Source organism: Crocinitomicaceae bacterium, assembly GCA_016708105.1.
Lineage (GTDB): Bacteria > Bacteroidota > Bacteroidia > Flavobacteriales_D > Crocinitomicaceae > JADJGJ01.
Window position 1 is genome coordinate 853,930 of sequence record JADJGJ010000001.1, and the last position, 15,027, is coordinate 868,956.

19 protein-coding genes are annotated in these 15,027 nt (G+C 38.4%); 18 read left to right on the forward strand and 1 reads right to left on the reverse strand.

Annotated features, from left to right (window positions below):
* Positions 1-39: 39 nt before the first annotated feature.
* Positions 40-3,039 (forward strand): histidine kinase, encoded by a 3,000-nt coding sequence (locus IPH66_03535; protein MBK7128423.1) that lies wholly within the window; start codon positions 40-42, stop codon positions 3,037-3,039.
* A 59-nt stretch (positions 3,040-3,098) separates the two neighbouring features.
* On the opposite strand, the gene IPH66_03540 is transcribed toward IPH66_03535, so the two are convergent.
* The gene (locus IPH66_03540; protein MBK7128424.1) at positions 3,099-5,393 is read right to left on the reverse strand and encodes a UvrD-helicase domain-containing protein; all 2,295 of its coding nucleotides are present in this window, start codon (positions 5,391-5,393) and stop codon (positions 3,099-3,101) included.
* A 263-nt stretch (positions 5,394-5,656) separates the two neighbouring features.
* Between IPH66_03540 and IPH66_03545 the strand changes: the two genes are divergently transcribed.
* From IPH66_03545 to rplE, 17 genes are read left to right on the forward strand one after another with little or no spacing between them, the layout of a single operon-like run.
* On the forward strand, positions 5,657-6,040 hold the full coding sequence (locus tag IPH66_03545; GenBank protein ID MBK7128425.1) for a 30S ribosomal protein S12: 384 nt from the start codon (positions 5,657-5,659) through the stop codon (positions 6,038-6,040).
* Between the two features lie 12 nt (positions 6,041-6,052).
* Positions 6,053-6,523 carry a 30S ribosomal protein S7 gene (gene rpsG, locus IPH66_03550; GenBank protein ID MBK7128426.1) on the forward strand — a complete coding sequence of 157 codons (471 nt, stop codon included), beginning with the start codon at positions 6,053-6,055 and terminating at the stop codon, positions 6,521-6,523.
* A gap of 6 nt (positions 6,524-6,529) precedes the next feature.
* A complete protein-coding gene (gene fusA / locus IPH66_03555; protein ID MBK7128427.1) occupies positions 6,530-8,665 on the forward strand; it encodes an elongation factor G in 2,136 nt (711 codons plus the stop codon).
* An 11-nt stretch (positions 8,666-8,676) separates the two neighbouring features.
* Positions 8,677-8,982 carry a 30S ribosomal protein S10 gene (rpsJ, locus tag IPH66_03560; GenBank protein ID MBK7128428.1) on the forward strand — a complete coding sequence of 102 codons (306 nt, stop codon included), beginning with the start codon at positions 8,677-8,679 and terminating at the stop codon, positions 8,980-8,982.
* A gap of 12 nt (positions 8,983-8,994) precedes the next feature.
* Positions 8,995-9,609 (forward strand): 50S ribosomal protein L3, encoded by a 615-nt coding sequence (gene rplC / locus IPH66_03565; GenBank protein MBK7128429.1) that lies wholly within the window; start codon positions 8,995-8,997, stop codon positions 9,607-9,609.
* 1 nt (position 9,610) lies between these two features.
* Positions 9,611-10,237 carry a 50S ribosomal protein L4 gene (gene rplD / locus IPH66_03570; protein ID MBK7128430.1) on the forward strand — a complete coding sequence of 209 codons (627 nt, stop codon included), beginning with the start codon at positions 9,611-9,613 and terminating at the stop codon, positions 10,235-10,237.
* A gap of 13 nt (positions 10,238-10,250) precedes the next feature.
* Entirely contained in the window at positions 10,251-10,547 is a 297-nt protein-coding gene (gene rplW, locus IPH66_03575; protein ID MBK7128431.1) for a 50S ribosomal protein L23, read from the forward strand.
* Between the two features lie 12 nt (positions 10,548-10,559).
* Entirely contained in the window at positions 10,560-11,384 is an 825-nt protein-coding gene (gene rplB, locus IPH66_03580) for a 50S ribosomal protein L2 (protein ID MBK7128432.1), read from the forward strand.
* A 6-nt stretch (positions 11,385-11,390) separates the two neighbouring features.
* The gene (gene rpsS, locus IPH66_03585) at positions 11,391-11,663 is read left to right on the forward strand and encodes a 30S ribosomal protein S19 (GenBank protein MBK7128433.1); all 273 of its coding nucleotides are present in this window, start codon (positions 11,391-11,393) and stop codon (positions 11,661-11,663) included.
* A gap of 23 nt (positions 11,664-11,686) precedes the next feature.
* Positions 11,687-12,082: a 50S ribosomal protein L22 gene (gene rplV, locus IPH66_03590; protein ID MBK7128434.1), complete on the forward strand. Its 396-nt coding sequence runs from the start codon at positions 11,687-11,689 to the stop codon at positions 12,080-12,082.
* Between the two features lie 8 nt (positions 12,083-12,090).
* Positions 12,091-12,825: a 30S ribosomal protein S3 gene (gene rpsC / locus IPH66_03595; GenBank protein MBK7128435.1), complete on the forward strand. Its 735-nt coding sequence runs from the start codon at positions 12,091-12,093 to the stop codon at positions 12,823-12,825.
* Between the two features lie 20 nt (positions 12,826-12,845).
* Positions 12,846-13,271 (forward strand): 50S ribosomal protein L16, encoded by a 426-nt coding sequence (rplP, locus tag IPH66_03600; protein ID MBK7128436.1) that lies wholly within the window; start codon positions 12,846-12,848, stop codon positions 13,269-13,271.
* A gap of 8 nt (positions 13,272-13,279) precedes the next feature.
* Positions 13,280-13,474, forward strand: a complete 195-nt coding sequence (gene rpmC, locus IPH66_03605) for a 50S ribosomal protein L29 (GenBank protein MBK7128437.1) — start codon at positions 13,280-13,282, stop codon at positions 13,472-13,474.
* 23 nt (positions 13,475-13,497) lie between these two features.
* Entirely contained in the window at positions 13,498-13,758 is a 261-nt protein-coding gene (gene rpsQ / locus IPH66_03610) for a 30S ribosomal protein S17 (GenBank protein MBK7128438.1), read from the forward strand.
* Between the two features lie 9 nt (positions 13,759-13,767).
* Complete coding sequence (gene rplN / locus IPH66_03615; protein ID MBK7128439.1) at positions 13,768-14,136, forward strand: 50S ribosomal protein L14; 369 nt, start codon at positions 13,768-13,770, stop codon at positions 14,134-14,136.
* 28 nt (positions 14,137-14,164) lie between these two features.
* Positions 14,165-14,470 (forward strand): 50S ribosomal protein L24, encoded by a 306-nt coding sequence (gene rplX / locus IPH66_03620; protein MBK7128440.1) that lies wholly within the window; start codon positions 14,165-14,167, stop codon positions 14,468-14,470.
* 1 nt (position 14,471) lies between these two features.
* Positions 14,472-15,023, forward strand: a complete 552-nt coding sequence (gene rplE / locus IPH66_03625) for a 50S ribosomal protein L5 (protein MBK7128441.1) — start codon at positions 14,472-14,474, stop codon at positions 15,021-15,023.
* Positions 15,024-15,027: the final 4 nt, after the last annotated feature.

Sequence of the window (15,027 nt, forward strand, 5' to 3'; positions counted from 1 at the left end):
TCTCTTAATCGTTGTCATACCTCCTTAATTGTTTTCCTTTTGCTTTTCATTTTATTAATAAGAGCAGAGAATGGCAAGGCACAGGCGTATAACTTCAAACATATTTCTATTCAAAATGGCTTGCCGCAATCTCAGGCTTATGATTTAGCATTTGATCAGAATCATCGTGTGTGGATTGCAACTCAGGGCGGAGGTTTGTGCAGGTATGACGGTTCTGAGTTTGTTGTTTTTACCAAATCTGATTCGCTTATTTCTAATCGTATTTATTGTGTTGAAATTAATCAGGATGAATATGTGTGGATTGGTCAGCGTGGTGGAGTAACCCAATATACAACTGAAGGAGAATTTGTGCAAAATTTCAGATTTCCCAATCAGGCAATTGTTGTAAACGATATTTTAATTTCACCTGAAAAAGAAATATTATTGGCTACTGATCAAGGGCTCTGGTTTATCGCAAAATCTGGTATTGAAAGATATGATTGGAATGGCGAATCAGATGTTGCGATCAATAAATTTTTTGAAGATTCATCTAAGCAAATCTGGCTTTGTACTCCAGCGGGTTTATTGAATCTGAAAAATCCTTTTGATAAGTTAAATCAGTCTCGTGGTTTACCGGTTGATCAAGTGGAATGCGTAATTGAAATGGATGATAATTGGATTATCGGAACTTACGGAGGCGGACTTGCAGCGTACAATAAAAATACCGGGATGAAGGATTTGGTTGGTGATGGTTTATTTGAGGATGAAATTGTGACAACCTTATATCTTTCACAAGGCAATGACTTATGGATTGGTACCCTCAATAGTGGAGTCTTTGTCTACAATCAATCATCCGGATTATTAAAAAATTACAACGCTCAAAATGGCTTGGCTAATAATCATGTGCGGGCAATCATAGCCGATAAATGGAATAATGTTTGGATTGGAACTAGCGGAGGAGGAATTTCCATTTTTCAGAATAGTCCTTTCATCAAGTATTCAGTTGAATCAGGGTTGAACGGAAATTACATTTATTCTGTTGCCGCGTTTAATCAAAATATTTGGCTCGGCACAGAGGGTACCGGTGCCATTCGCGTGAATGATACTTCAGTCACACTTTTTGACGAATCAATGGGATTTTGTTCTGATAAAGTTCGTTCCGTTTTTATTGATCAAGATGGTGATACCTGGTTTTGTACTGAGTCATCAGGGCTTGGTATTTTCTCTCCTCAATTAAATAAAGATACCATGGTGATGTATAACCAGTCAAAGGGGCTGACATCAAATTGGGTAAAAAATTGTATCCAAAATCCTTCAACAGGCGAAATTTTGATAAGTACGCTAAACGGTGGTATACTTCGTATTTCAAAAGGAATAAATTTTCCTTTTCAAATTGGATTCAGACGCTTAAAAATAAAATCCGGACAATTGCCTGAACGCCTTTCGTTGATTTTTTTTCATGGCAACACATTATGGTTTATTGGAGATGAGAATACTACTGGGTATATTCTCAATGGTGAAGTGCATAGTTTTGACATTCCTGGTGTTAATTTGCGAAGTGCCGTGTCGGTTGATAGTTGTATCTGGTTTGCAACTTCTGACAATGGAATTCTTAAGTACACCATGTCAGGTGATTCAGTTATTTCAGAAAATTGGATAACTACTGCGCAGGGGCTTGCATCTAATAATATCTATCAGCTGACATTGAGTGAAAATGAATTATGGGTAGGCACTGAACAAGGCCTTGACCGCTTGTATTTGACGTCTGATTTTAAAGTTGATCACATTATTCATTACGGATCAGCTGAAGGGTTTGAAGGAGTTGAAACAAACACAAATTCATCATGCAGAGATAACTTGGGAAATCTCTGGTTTGGTACAGTGAATGGACTGTATGTGTATAAAGGGGGTGAAATAAATTATGCGCAAAAAGACCCTCCATTTCTTATGCTTACTGATTTTAAAATTTTTTACGAGTCAATAGAAAATACGGTTTATGCTGATTATTTTGACAAAGGAAAATTTACTAAGAAATTATTGCTTCCATTTGATCAGAATCACGTTGGATTTAGTTTTAAAGCAATTCATTATACACATGCTGACAAAATAAAATATCGCTGGAAACTTTCTGGTATTGATCGCGATTGGACTCCCCCGGGAAAATCGCATGAAGTGCCATACAGCAATCTTCCTCCGGGTAAATATTCTTTTTCTGTTCAAGCTTCTATTGATGATTTGTGGGAAGCTGAACCGGTAGTAATTGAGTTTGAAATTGATCAACCTTACTATGAAAAATGGTGGTTTAAATTAATTTATTATTCAGCAATATTTTTGTTGCTGAGTTTGATCTTTTTGTTTTTCTTTTTAAGGCAAAGAGCAAAAAATAAAAGACTGAGAGATCGCTTACAAATGGAAAAAAACATGATTGAATTGGAGCAAAAAGCATTGCGCTTGCAAATGAACCCCCACTTCATTTTTAACGTGCTTAACTCAATTCACAATCTCATCATTTTAAATGATCCGGATAAGGCAAGATACGCCCTGGCAAAATTTTCTAAACTCATGCGACGAGTGCTTGAAAATTCTCGTGAAAAATTTATTTCCATTGACAATGAAGTGGAGACGTTGGAAAACTATATTCAGCTTGAAAGATTAACATCAGGTACCGATGTTGAATTATCATTTGTCATAGATGAAAATTTAGATACCAATGAAGATATTCTTCCTCCTTTACTCATTCAACCTTTTGTTGAAAATGCGCTGATTCACGGTATAAGAAACGCCGAAAATAAAACAGGAAAAATCATTGTTGGATTTCAGCTGGTTGGTGATCACTTATTAGAATGTTCGGTTGAAGATAACGGACAGGGTAGGGCAGAGGCTGCAAAATTTGTTGCACAAAAAGAAAACTATCACAAATCTACTGCACTGAAAGTAACCCAAGAAAGGCTGGCTTCTCTGAATAAAAAATCCGGAATTAATCCTTTTGAAATTATTGACCTCAAAACGGCTGATGGCAATGCAGCAGGCACTCGGGTAGTCATCCGTATTGAAATTTAACTAAGTGTTTTTTTCAAAAATCAAATGATGCTTTCGGATTATAAAAAGTTGATTTCTCGTCAGTCTATGTTCAGTATTTCCATTTTGGCAAACTTGAGTAAGAGTTGTTTGTTTCCAACTTGCGGAAAAAACACAGTTGCTTTAACCGGTGGTTTTCCCTCAACACCTACAACTTTGCCCTTTCCAAAACGCTCGTGCATGACGTTATTTCCAACTTTAATTTCGCTGAGATCCGACTGTTTTACATCAAATGATTTTTGTTCTTGCGGTTGTGATTTTGATTCTTCAGATAACTGATCATTACTTGTTTTTCGAGAAGAAAAAAGTGGTGGTTTTGTTCTTCCTATTTTTCTTTCAAGATTGAATTGATTCATGGATACACCGCCTCCGCGCGTTGGATTTGAAATGTCAAGATATTCAGATGAAATCTCTTCAATAAATCTGCTGGGTTCACTTGTTATAATATTGCCATAACGATAGCGGCTGGTAGCGTAAGTTAGTGTTGCCTGTTTTTGTGCTCTGGTAAGGGCAACATAAAATAATCTGCGCTCCTCTTCCAATTCTGCTCGTGAATGTAAGGCCATTTGTGAAGGGAATAAATTTTCTTCTAATCCTACAATATATACAAACGGGAATTCTAATCCTTTTGAAGCGTGAATAGTCATCAAATTGATGTGATCTTTATTCTCATTGTCTTCTTCATCTGCGTCTGTAAGCAAAGCAATGTCATTCATAAAATCATTAAGAAATCCCACCGCATCTTCTGGCTGGTTTTCAGTAAATTCTTTTATACCTGCAAGCAATGCCTGAATATTTTCATATCGTGATACGCCCTCGGGTGATTTGTCATCATATAATTCTTTGAGTATTCCTGAGTGCCGTGCAATTAGTTGTGCCAATTCATGTGCGTCTGTTTTGTGTAGTTGCACACTGAAACTTTCTATCATGGTAACAAAGGCAGAAATTTTATTGAAACTGGCAGCAGGTATATCAGCTGGATATTCCCGTGGTTTTGACATCACATCCCAAATCCCGGTGTTGTGATGGCTGGCAGCAATGATGATTTTTTCAATAGTGGAATCGCCTATTCCGCGTTTGGGATAATTGATCACTCGTTTTAACGCTTCTTCATCGTGTGGGTTTATGGCCAATCTGAAATATGCAGTGATATCTTTAATTTCTTTCCGCTGATAAAATGATAAACCTCCGTATATTTTATAAGGTAGATTCATTTTTCTTAGTGACTCTTCAAATGCCCTAGATTGAGCATTGGTGCGATACAGAATCACAAAATCAGAATTATTTGCGCGTTCGTTGACTTTGGTTTCGTAAATGTTGTTGGTGACTGTTTTCCCTTCTTCATTATCTGTTAACGTGCGTATTACTTTTATTTTACCGCCTGCCTCATTGGCTGTCCACACTTTCTTTTTAATTTGATCTTTGTTTTTTTCTATGATGCTGTTTGCTGCGTCAACAATTGTTTGAGTTGAGCGGTAATTCTGTTCCAGTTTGAAAATTTTATAATCGGGATAATCATTTTTAAAGTTCAAAATGTTTTCAATATTGGCTCCTCTGAAGGAATAAATGCTTTGTGCATCATCTCCTACAACGCAGAGGTTATTAAAAACGGCAGCAAGTTTTTTTACAATCAGGTATTGAGAATAATTCGTGTCTTGATACTCATCTACTAAAATGTATTTGAATTTGTGTTGATAATAATGCAATACTTCAGGGTGATCTCTTAATAAAAGATTTGTTTTGAAGAGAAGATCATCAAAATCCATTGCACCGGCCATAAAACAACGCTTTTCGTATGCTCGGTATACTTCAAATAGACGTGGTTTCGCGCTCATGCGGTCTTCTCCAACTATTTCTGCGTTGGCTTCATATTCGGCTGCTGATATCAAATTATTTTTTGCACTTGAGATTCGGCCATGAACTAATGAAGGTTTGTAGGTTTTATCATCTAAGCCTAATTCTTTGATAATGGTTTTGAGTAAACTGCGTGAATCTTGTGTGTCATATATCGTAAAGTTTGATGGATATCCCAATTTTTGACTGTGCTGTCTCAATATCTTGGCAAATACGCTGTGAAATGTACCCATGGATATATTTTTTGCCTCAGAATCACCAACAATTTGCGCAATTCTGATTTTCATCTCTCGGGCTGCTTTGTTGGTGAAGGTCAATGCCAATATTTTAAATGGGTCAACCCCTTGACTAATTAAAAAAGCAATCCGATACGTCAAAACCCTTGTCTTACCTGATCCTGCTCCAGCAATTACCATGGTTGGTCCCACAGTATTGCGCACAGCTTCTATTTGTTCTTTATTCAATGATTGCAAAAAATCCATAATACAAAGGTAAAACCTCCAATAGAATTTGACTTAACACACGTACCCTTTAATGACATTTGTGAATAACTATTAACTTGCTGATAATCAGTTTGACTATTATAAACTTTCGCTTATTCATCCAGAAAGTCCCGAAAAATCTCAAATTAATTTTAAACAAGTGTTGGTTTATTAAAAAAACTATATACCTTTGCGCTCCCATTTTTTGCGAACATTGGGTCGATTTTATACGAAAACATTAGAAAAAACAAGCAATAGTTACTATGCCAACCATTCAGCAGTTAGTAAGAAAAGGAAGAACAGCACCGGTTTATAAAAGTAAATCTGCCGCTCTAGATTCTTGCCCTCAAAAAAGAGGTGTTTGCGTGCGTGTGTACACAACCACTCCAAAAAAACCAAACTCAGCAATGAGAAAAGTTGCAAGGGTAAGATTAACCAATAAAAAAGAGGTCAACGCTTACATTGGGGGTGAAGGACACAACTTACAAGAACACTCAATCGTGTTGGTGAGAGGTGGAAGGGTGAAAGATCTTCCTGGTGTTCGTTACCACATCGTTCGTGGTGCGCTTGATACTGCCGGTGTTGAAGGAAGATTACAAAGAAGATCAAAATACGGGGCTAAACGCCCTAAAGCAAAAAAAGCATAAGCTCTATTAGTCATGAGAAGAAGACAAGCAAAAAAGCACTCTATTTTACCTGATCCTAAATTTAAAGAGGTGGTGGTAACAAAGTTCGTGAACAGCATGATGCTTCACGGTAAAAAAAGTACTGCGTTTAAAATTTTCTACGAAGCAATGGATATCGTTGGGACTAAAGTAGAAAATGAAAGCCCATTGGACATTTGGAAAAAAGCAATGGAAAATGTTTCTCCTAACGTTGAGGTTAGATCTCGTCGTGTTGGTGGTGCTACCTTCCAAATCCCTTCTCCTGTTAGAGATGCGCGCAGACAGTCTTTAGCTATGAAATGGCTTATCACTTTCTCTCGTAAACGGAACGAGAAAACCATGGCATCTAAACTTGCTTCTGAAATTATCGCCGCTTCTAAAGAGGAAGGCGCTGCTTTCAAGAAAAAAGAAGACATGCATAAAATGGCGGAAGCTAACAAAGCGTTCTCGCACTTCAAATTCTAATTCGTCATGGCTAAAAGAGATTTATCATATACAAGGAATATTGGAATCATGGCTCACGTAGATGCTGGTAAAACAACAACTACAGAGCGTATCCTTTATTATACAGGTATCAGCCACAAAATTGGTGAGGTGCATGAGGGTGCAGCAACCATGGACTGGATGGTGCAAGAGCAGGAAAGAGGTATCACCATCACTTCTGCTGCAACTACTTGTTTTTGGAATTATCCAACCGTACAAGGACAAAAAGTAGCTAATACAAAAGAATATCGTATTAACATTATCGATACTCCTGGTCACGTTGACTTCACTGTTGAAGTTGAACGTTCTTTGCGTGTTCTTGATGGTGCGGTTGCTCTTATCTGCGCTGCATCAGGCGTTGAACCGCAATCTGAAACTGTTTGGAGACAAGCGAATAAATACGGTGTTCCGCGTTTGTGTTTTGTCAATAAAATGGATCGCGCAGGTGCTGATTTTTTCCGCTGCATAAACGAAGTAAAAAATCGTCTCGGTGGTAATCCGGTGCCTCTTCAAATTCCTATTGGTGTTGAAGAAACTTTTAAAGGAGTGATCGATCTTCTGGATATGAAAGGTATTATCTGGAATGAGGCTGATAAAGGAATGACGTATGAGGTGATTGATGTTCCCGCTGATATGTTGGCTGAAGCCCAGGAGTGGAGAGATAAATTGATTGAATCAGTTGCTGAATCTGATGAAGCATTGATGGAAAAATTCTTCGAGAATCCGGAATCAATCACTCGTGAAGAGATTATGTCGGCTATCCGTAAGGCAACTATCAATATGACAGTGCAACCAGTATTATGCGGATCAGCTTTCAAAAATAAAGGTGTTCAGACTATGCTGGATGCTGTGATGTCTTACCTTCCATCTCCTTATGATAAAGGAGCCGTTGAGGGCATTAATCCTGATACGGATGAAACTGTAAAACGCAATCCTAATCCAGATGAACCAATGGCTGCGCTTGCATTTAAAATCGCTACTGACCCATTTGTTGGAAGATTGTGTTTCTTCAGAATGTACTCTGGTAAAGTTGATGCAGGTTCATACGTTTACAATACAAGAACTGAGAACAAAGAACGTATTTCACGTCTTTTCCAAATGCACGCTAATAAACAAAATCCAATTGAATTTGTTGAGGCAGGTGATATTGCTGCTGGCGTTGGATTTAAAGATATCAGAACCGGAGATACTTTGTGTGATGAGAAAAATCCTATAGTTCTTGAATCAATGGATTTCCCTGATCCGGTTATTGGTATCGCTATTGAGCCTAAAACTCAGGCTGACGTTGATAAATTAGGTCTTGCTTTAAGTAAATTGGCTGAAGAGGATCCAACCTTTAAAGTATCTACCAATGAAGATTCTGGTCAGACTATTATTTCTGGAATGGGTGAGTTGCACCTTGAAATTTTGGTTGACCGCCTGAAACGCGAATTCAAAGTTGAGGTAAATGAAGGTGCTCCACAAGTAGCATACAAAGAACGCGTCACTGCTGCCGTTGAGCATCGTGAAGTGTATAAAAAACAAACTGGTGGTCGTGGTAAATTCGCTGACATCGTTGTAAAAGTGATGCCTCAAGACAACGCTGAAAAAGTTGGTCTTGAATTCATCAATAATATCAAAGGAGGTAATATTCCTCGCGAATTCGTTGCTCCTGTAGAAAAAGGATTTAAAGAATCCATGAAAAATGGTGTTCTTGCAGGATTTCCAGTAGATAGTCTTAAAGTTGAGTTGAATGATGGTTCATATCACGATGTGGATTCAGATTCTCTTTCATTTGAGATCTGCGCGCGCATGGCGTATAGAGCAGCATTGAAACTTGCAAAACCTGAATTGTTGGAGCCTATCATGAAAGTTGAAGTGGTTACTCCTGAAGAAAATATGGGTGATATCGTGGCTGACTTAAACCGTCGTCGTGGTCAAATGACCGGAATGGATGACAGATTAGGAGCAAAAGTTATTCGTGCTGAAGTTCCGCTTTCTGAGATGTTTGGATATGTAACAACCTTACGTACTCTTTCATCAGGCCGTGCTACATCAACTATGGAATTCTCTCACTACATGCCTTGTCCTAAAAACATCGCGGATGATGTGATTGCAAAAGTTAAAGGAAAAATTGAAGCTTAATAATATTAACAATGAGCCAGAAGATCAGAATAAAACTTCAGTCTTACGACCACAATTTAGTAGATAAATCTGCTGAGAAAATTGTGAAAGCCGTTAAGGCAACTGGTGCTGTTGTGAGTGGTCCTATTCCACTGCCTACACACAAACGTATTTATACCGTGTTGAGATCACCACACGTAAATAAAAAAGCACGTGAGCAATTCCAGTTGTGCGCGTATAAAAGACTGATCGACATTTACAGTTCTTCATCAAAAACGGTTGACGCCCTGATGAAACTTGAACTGCCAAGTGGAGTGAACGTAGAAATTAAAGTTTAATAGATAGAAAGTATGCCAGGAATTATTGGAAAAAAAATCGGGATGACTAGCATCTACAGTGCCGAGGGTAAGGCAACACCATGCACGTTGATTGAAGCTGGTCCTTGTGTTGTGACACAAGTGAAAACCGTCGAAAAAGATGGATACAATGCTGTCCAACTAGGTTTCGGAGAAAAACGCGTAAAAAATACGCCAAGCGGACTGAAAGGTCATTTTGAAAAAGCTAAAACAACACCAAAACAAAAACTTGCCGAGTTTAAAGGTTTTGATAATCTGAACCTAGGTGATGTTGTGAACTCCTCTTTCTTTGCAGAAGGTGATTATGTTGATGTAATCGGAACAACAAAAGGTAAAGGTTTTCAAGGTGTAGTTAAACGTCATGGTTTTGGTGGTGTGGGTGAAGCTACCCACGGTCAACATAACCGTCTCAGAGCACCTGGTTCTATTGGTGCATGTTCATACCCTTCTAGAGTATTTCCCGGAATGAGAATGGGTGGACAAACAGGTAATGGCCGTGTTAAAATGCCAAACCTGCAAATAGTAAAAGTATTAACTGACAAGAATATCATTTTGGTGAAAGGATCTATTCCTGGACATAATGGAGCTTTTGTTCTAATTCAGAAATAACATGGACGTTAAAGTAGTTGATATAAAAGGAAAAGAGACAGCTAAGACAGTGTCATTAGTTGATTCTATCTACGCAATTGAACCTAACGATCATGCGATTTATTTGGACGTTAAGCAACATCTTGCGAATAAAAGACAAGGAACTCACGATTCAAAAGAACGTGGTGAAATCACAGGGTCTACTCGTAAATTGAAAAAACAAAAAGGGACTGGTGGTGCCAGAGCTGGTAGCATCAAAAATCCTGAATTCAGAGGCGGTGGTCGCGTATTTGGTCCACATCCAAGAAATTATGAGATTAAACTGAATCACAAGGTAAAACGTCTTGCTCGCAAATCTGCTCTTTCATATAAAGCGAAAGAAAACAATATTATCGTGTTGAATAATATTGATCTAAAGGCAATTAAAACTAAAGATTTCATGAAGGTTTTAACTGATATGAATCTTGCGTTTGACAAGGTACTTTTCGTTTTACCTGCAGAAAATAAAAATGTGTTCCTTTCTTCACGCAATATTCAAGGAGCAAATGTGATTACTGCAGATAGTTTGAATACATACGAAATTCTCAATGCCAATAAATTGGTGATTGTTGAAGATGCAGTAGGAAAAATCGAATCTATTTTGAACTAATGAACAGATAGTCATGAGCAACATCATTATAAAACCAATTTTGACAGAGAAGGCGACAAATGATAGCGAGGTTAAAAATCGCTTTGCATTTGAAGTATCGCTCAATGCGAATAAAATTGAGATTAAAAAAGCCGTTGAGAAAATGTACAATGTTCACGTTAAAGGTGTGCGTACATTAACTTATGGTGGAGGTAAACCAAAGAAAAAATATACCTCTAAAGGAGTTTCTGAACAACCAAATCCGGTGTGGAAAAAAGCCGTGGTTTCTGTTGTTGAGGGAGAAACAATCAATTTGTACGATAATATCTAAGCAATTAATAAAATGGCAGTTAGAAAATTAAAACCTATCACCCCAAGCCAGCGTCACAAAATTGCGCGGGATTTTTCAGGGCTTTCAAAAGTAGCTCCTGAGAAGTCTTTAGTGACTACTAAAAAACGTTCAGGCGGCCGTAACAATACGGGAAAAATGACCATGCGCCAAATCGGGGGTGGACATAAAAAGCAATATCGCATTATTGACTTTAAAAGAGACAAAGCTGGTATTCCTGCTACTGTGAAAACAGTTGAGTATGATCCAAATCGTACGGCAAACATTGCTCTCCTCGCTTATGCAGATGGTGAAAAAAGATACATCATAGCACCGGAAGGATTAAAAGTTGGAGATGTAATCGTATCTGGTAAAGGTGTTGCACCTGAAATTGGAAATACTCTTTTTCTTGGTGAGATTCCATTGGGTACTGTAATTCACAATATTGAGTTAAAACCAGGCAGAGGAGCTGCTCTTGCCAGATCAGCAGGTACTTCGGCTCAGCTTGCCGCAAGAGAAGGAAACTACGCAGTTATTAAATTGCCTTCAGGCGAAACTCGTATGATTCTTACTACATGTATGGCAACTGTGGGTATAGTATCTAATGGTGAACACATGTTGGTTGAATATGGTAAGGCCGGTAAATCAAGATGGGAAGGTAGAAGACCTCGTGTTAGAGGTGTTGTTATGAACCCTGTTGATCACCCAATGGGTGGAGGTGAAGGTCGCGCCTCTGGTGGACATCCTAGATCTCGTAAAGGTATTCCTGCTAAAGGATACAAGACAAGATCCCGCGTGAAATACTCGAATAAATACATTATTGAAAGAAGAAAGAAATAATTTGGTATGAGCAGATCGTTAAAAAAACCTCCTTTCGTTCACTACAAATTAGTGAAAAGAGTTGATGAGGCTCAGGGTAATGACAAAAAAGCAGTGATTAAAACATGGTCACGCTCGTCAACAATCATCCCTGAATTTGTTGGATTTACTTTTGCCGTGCACAACGGTAATAAGTTCATACCGGTTTATGTGACTGAAAATATGGTAGGGCATAAGCTTGGTGAATTTGCACCTACTAGAACCTTCCGTGGTCACGCAGGTAATAAGAAAAAGAAATAATTTATAGCTAAATTTTTATAAAAATGGGAGCTAGAAAAAAAGAAATGGCGGATAAACTCAAAGAGGTAAAAAGCAGAACTGCTATTGCCCGCCTTAATAATTGTCCGATTTCTGCAAGAAAAATGAGACTGGTGGCAGATCTTGTACGTGGTGTTGAAGTGAACAAAGCACTGAATATTTTACAGCACAACGCTAAAGAAGCTGCTGGTCGTCTTGAAAAATTGTTGCGCTCGGCTATTGCAAACTGGGAACAAAAAAATCAAGACAAAAGTATTGAGAACGAAACTTTGGTAGTAGCTGAGGTGAAAGTTGATCACGCCGGCATGCTGAAGAGAATTTCTGCAGCTCCGCAAGGACGTGCGCATAGAATCAGAAAAAGATCGAACCATACAACATTAATTGTTGATAGTAAAAAATAAGTTGACCAATGGGACAAAAAGCAAATCCAATAGGGAATAGGTTAGGATTCATCCACGGATGGGAATCAAACTGGTTTGGAGGTAAAGATTATTCTTCTAAAATTGTTGAAGACTATAAAATTAGGGAATACCTGATGGAGCGTCTCAACAAGGCTAGCATCTCTAAAATTATTATTGAACGTACCATTAAAGTTGTTACAGTTACTATCAATACAGCTCGCCCTGGTGTAATCATCGGAAAAGGAGGAAAAGAAGTTGACAAACTGAAAGAGGAGTTGAAAAAAATCACTGGGAAAGAAGTTCAGATTAACATTTTTGAAATTAAACGTCCTGAACTTGATGCACAATTAGTGGCTGATAGTATTGCTCGTCAAATTGAAGGTCGTGTTTCGTTCCGACGTGCAATTAAAATGGCTATTGCTTCTACCATGAGAATGGGCGCTGAAGGAATCAAAGTTAAAATCAGTGGTCGTTTGAATGGCGCTGAGATGGCTCGCGTTGAAATGTACAAAGAAGGAAGAACTCCTCTCCATACTTTCCGCGCTGACATTGACTACGCTGTGGGTGAAGCTCATACAACCTATGGTAGAATTGGAATTAAAACCTGGATTTGCAAAGGTGAAGTTTACGGTAAACGTGATCTGACCCCAAACATTGGTTTAACTCAAAAACGTGCCGGAGCTGAAACAAACGCTGCTGCTCCGAAAGCAAAAGGAAAAATTACAGCAAGAAAGAAAAGTTAATAAGATAAAGGAGTACCGTCATGTTACAACCTAAAAGATCAAAATTCAGAAGAGTACAGAAAGGCAGAAACCGTGGTATTGCACACCGCGGAAGCAATATAGCCTTTGGATCATTCGCTCTTAAGTCAATGGACGCCGGCTGGTTAACTGCGCGCCAAATCGAAGCTTCTCGTGTAGCGCTTACACGTTTCATGAAGAGAGAAGGTCAAGTTTGGATCAGAATTTTTCCTGATAAACCTATCACTATGAAACCGGCTGAGGTTCGTATGGGTAAAGGTAAAGGTGCTCCTAGTCATTGGGTAGCTGTTATTCAACCAGGACGCATTCTTTTCGAAGCTGACGGAGTGTCTGTTGAAACTGCAAAAGAGGCAATGAGATTAGCTGCCCAAAAACTGCCATTGCGCTGCAAATTTGTTGTAAGAAGTGATTATTCAGCTGAACAATAATAGAGGAGATGAAAGCAAAAGAGATAAAAGGAATGTCTGACAACGACATCAAAGATAAACTGGATGAACTCACTGCGATGCAGGATAAAATGGTTCTATCACATTCAGTAACGAAGTTGGAAAATCCACTTCAGATTCGGTCGAATCGCAAAGATATCGCACGGCTTAAAACTGAATTAACCAGTAGAGCTAAAAAAGCATAACAGTATAAAATAAGATATCTGTGATGGAAACTAAAAGAAATATCAGAAAAGAAAGAATCGGGGTTGTGACTAGTAACAAGATGGAAAAGTCTATCGTTGTTTCGGTTGAAAGAAAGGTAAAACACCCAAAATACGGGAAATTCGTAAAAAAAACGACTAAATTTGTCGCCCACGATGAAAAAAATGAATGCAATCCGGGAGATACCGTGCGCATAATGGAAACCAGACCACTTAGCAAAAACAAGTGCTGGAGATTAGTAGAAATTGTTGAAAGAGCTAAATAATTAAGAACAATGATTCAGCAGGAAAGTAGATTAACTGTCGCTGATAACAGCGGTGCCAAAGACGTACTTTGTATAAGAGTGCTTGGTGGTACCGGTAGACGTTATGCATCAGTTGGTGATAAAATTGTGGTGAGCGTGAAAGATGCGCTTCCTTCAGGTAACGTGAAAAAAGGACAGGTAACCAAAGCTGTCGTAGTACGCACTAAAAAAGAAGTTCGTCGTCCGGATGGTTCATATATCCGCTTTGATGATAACGCGGTGGTATTGTTGAATGAGGCTGGTGAAATGAGAGGTACTCGTATTTTTGGACCTGTAGCTCGTGAGTTGAGAGATAAACAATACATGAAGGTAATTTCTCTTGCCCCTGAAGTACTCTAATTATTAATAACGGAGAGACATGCAAAAGTTGAATATAAAAGTAGGCGATACCGTAAAAGTAATCAGCGGTGAGTCACGCGGAAGTGAAGGTAAAATCCTTTCTATTGACCGAGTTAAAAATCGTGTCATTGTTGAAGGAGTAAACGTTGTTAAAAAACACCAGAAACCTAATGCTGCCAACCCTCAGGGTGGAATAATTGAAAAAGAAGCCGGAATTCACATTTCAAATGTGATGCTGGTTGTTGGAGGGGTTGCGTCTAAAGTCGGAAGAAAAAAAGACAGCAATGGAAAGTCAGTTAGATTTCTTAAAAAGAATGGGGAGGTAGTTAAATAATATGAGCTATACACCAAGACTTAAAGCAAAGTATTCTGCTGAGATCGCTAAAGATCTTCAGAAACAATTCGGGTTTAAATCCGCAATGAGAATACCTAAGCTTCAGAAAATTGTGCTGAGCCAGGGATTGGGCGATGCCATTTCTGATAAAAAATTGATCGAATCTGCGATTAAAGATATGTCTAGTATTTGTGGTCAAGCTGCAATTGCAATGAACTCGAAGAAAGATATTTCAAACTTTAAGCTTCGTAAAGGAATGCCCGTAGGAGTTAAGGTTACGCTGCGCGGAGATAAAATGTATGAGTTCCTTGACAGACTTATCAATATTGCGCTGCCAAGAACAAGGGATTTTCGCGGTGTAAACGCGAAAGGTTTTGACGGAAATGGAAATTTCAATATGGGGATTAAAGAGCATATCATCTTCCCTGAAATTGATATTGACAAAGTGAACAAAATCTTTGGTATGGACATCACCTTTGTAACCTCTGCAGATAATGATGAGGAGGCAAAAGCATTATTAACTGGTTTCGGATTCCCATTTGTAAAAAATTAATAGC

What these genes read in the sequence shown, in the direction of transcription:
- rpsQ (MBK7128438.1), top strand. Translation starts at nt 13,498, where the DNA reads ATGGAAACTAAAAGAAATATCAGAAAAGAAAGAATCGGGGTTGTGACT.
- IPH66_03540 (MBK7128424.1), bottom strand. Translation starts at nt 5,393, where the DNA reads ATGGATTTTTTGCAATCATTGAATAAAGAACAAATAGAAGCTGTGCGC.
- rpsC (MBK7128435.1), top strand. Translation starts at nt 12,091, where the DNA reads ATGGGACAAAAAGCAAATCCAATAGGGAATAGGTTAGGATTCATCCAC.
- rplE (MBK7128441.1), top strand. Translation starts at nt 14,472, where the DNA reads ATGAGCTATACACCAAGACTTAAAGCAAAGTATTCTGCTGAGATCGCT.
- rpsS (MBK7128433.1), top strand. Translation starts at nt 11,391, where the DNA reads ATGAGCAGATCGTTAAAAAAACCTCCTTTCGTTCACTACAAATTAGTG.
- rplN (MBK7128439.1), top strand. Translation starts at nt 13,768, where the DNA reads ATGATTCAGCAGGAAAGTAGATTAACTGTCGCTGATAACAGCGGTGCC.
- rplP (MBK7128436.1), top strand. Translation starts at nt 12,846, where the DNA reads ATGTTACAACCTAAAAGATCAAAATTCAGAAGAGTACAGAAAGGCAGA.
- fusA (MBK7128427.1), top strand. Translation starts at nt 6,530, where the DNA reads ATGGCTAAAAGAGATTTATCATATACAAGGAATATTGGAATCATGGCT.
- rplB (MBK7128432.1), top strand. Translation starts at nt 10,560, where the DNA reads ATGGCAGTTAGAAAATTAAAACCTATCACCCCAAGCCAGCGTCACAAA.
- rpsJ (MBK7128428.1), top strand. Translation starts at nt 8,677, where the DNA reads ATGAGCCAGAAGATCAGAATAAAACTTCAGTCTTACGACCACAATTTA.
- rpsG (MBK7128426.1), top strand. Translation starts at nt 6,053, where the DNA reads ATGAGAAGAAGACAAGCAAAAAAGCACTCTATTTTACCTGATCCTAAA.
- rplD (MBK7128430.1), top strand. Translation starts at nt 9,611, where the DNA reads ATGGACGTTAAAGTAGTTGATATAAAAGGAAAAGAGACAGCTAAGACA.
- rplV (MBK7128434.1), top strand. Translation starts at nt 11,687, where the DNA reads ATGGGAGCTAGAAAAAAAGAAATGGCGGATAAACTCAAAGAGGTAAAA.
- rpmC (MBK7128437.1), top strand. Translation starts at nt 13,280, where the DNA reads ATGAAAGCAAAAGAGATAAAAGGAATGTCTGACAACGACATCAAAGAT.
- rplW (MBK7128431.1), top strand. Translation starts at nt 10,251, where the DNA reads ATGAGCAACATCATTATAAAACCAATTTTGACAGAGAAGGCGACAAAT.
- rplC (MBK7128429.1), top strand. Translation starts at nt 8,995, where the DNA reads ATGCCAGGAATTATTGGAAAAAAAATCGGGATGACTAGCATCTACAGT.
- IPH66_03545 (MBK7128425.1), top strand. Translation starts at nt 5,657, where the DNA reads ATGCCAACCATTCAGCAGTTAGTAAGAAAAGGAAGAACAGCACCGGTT.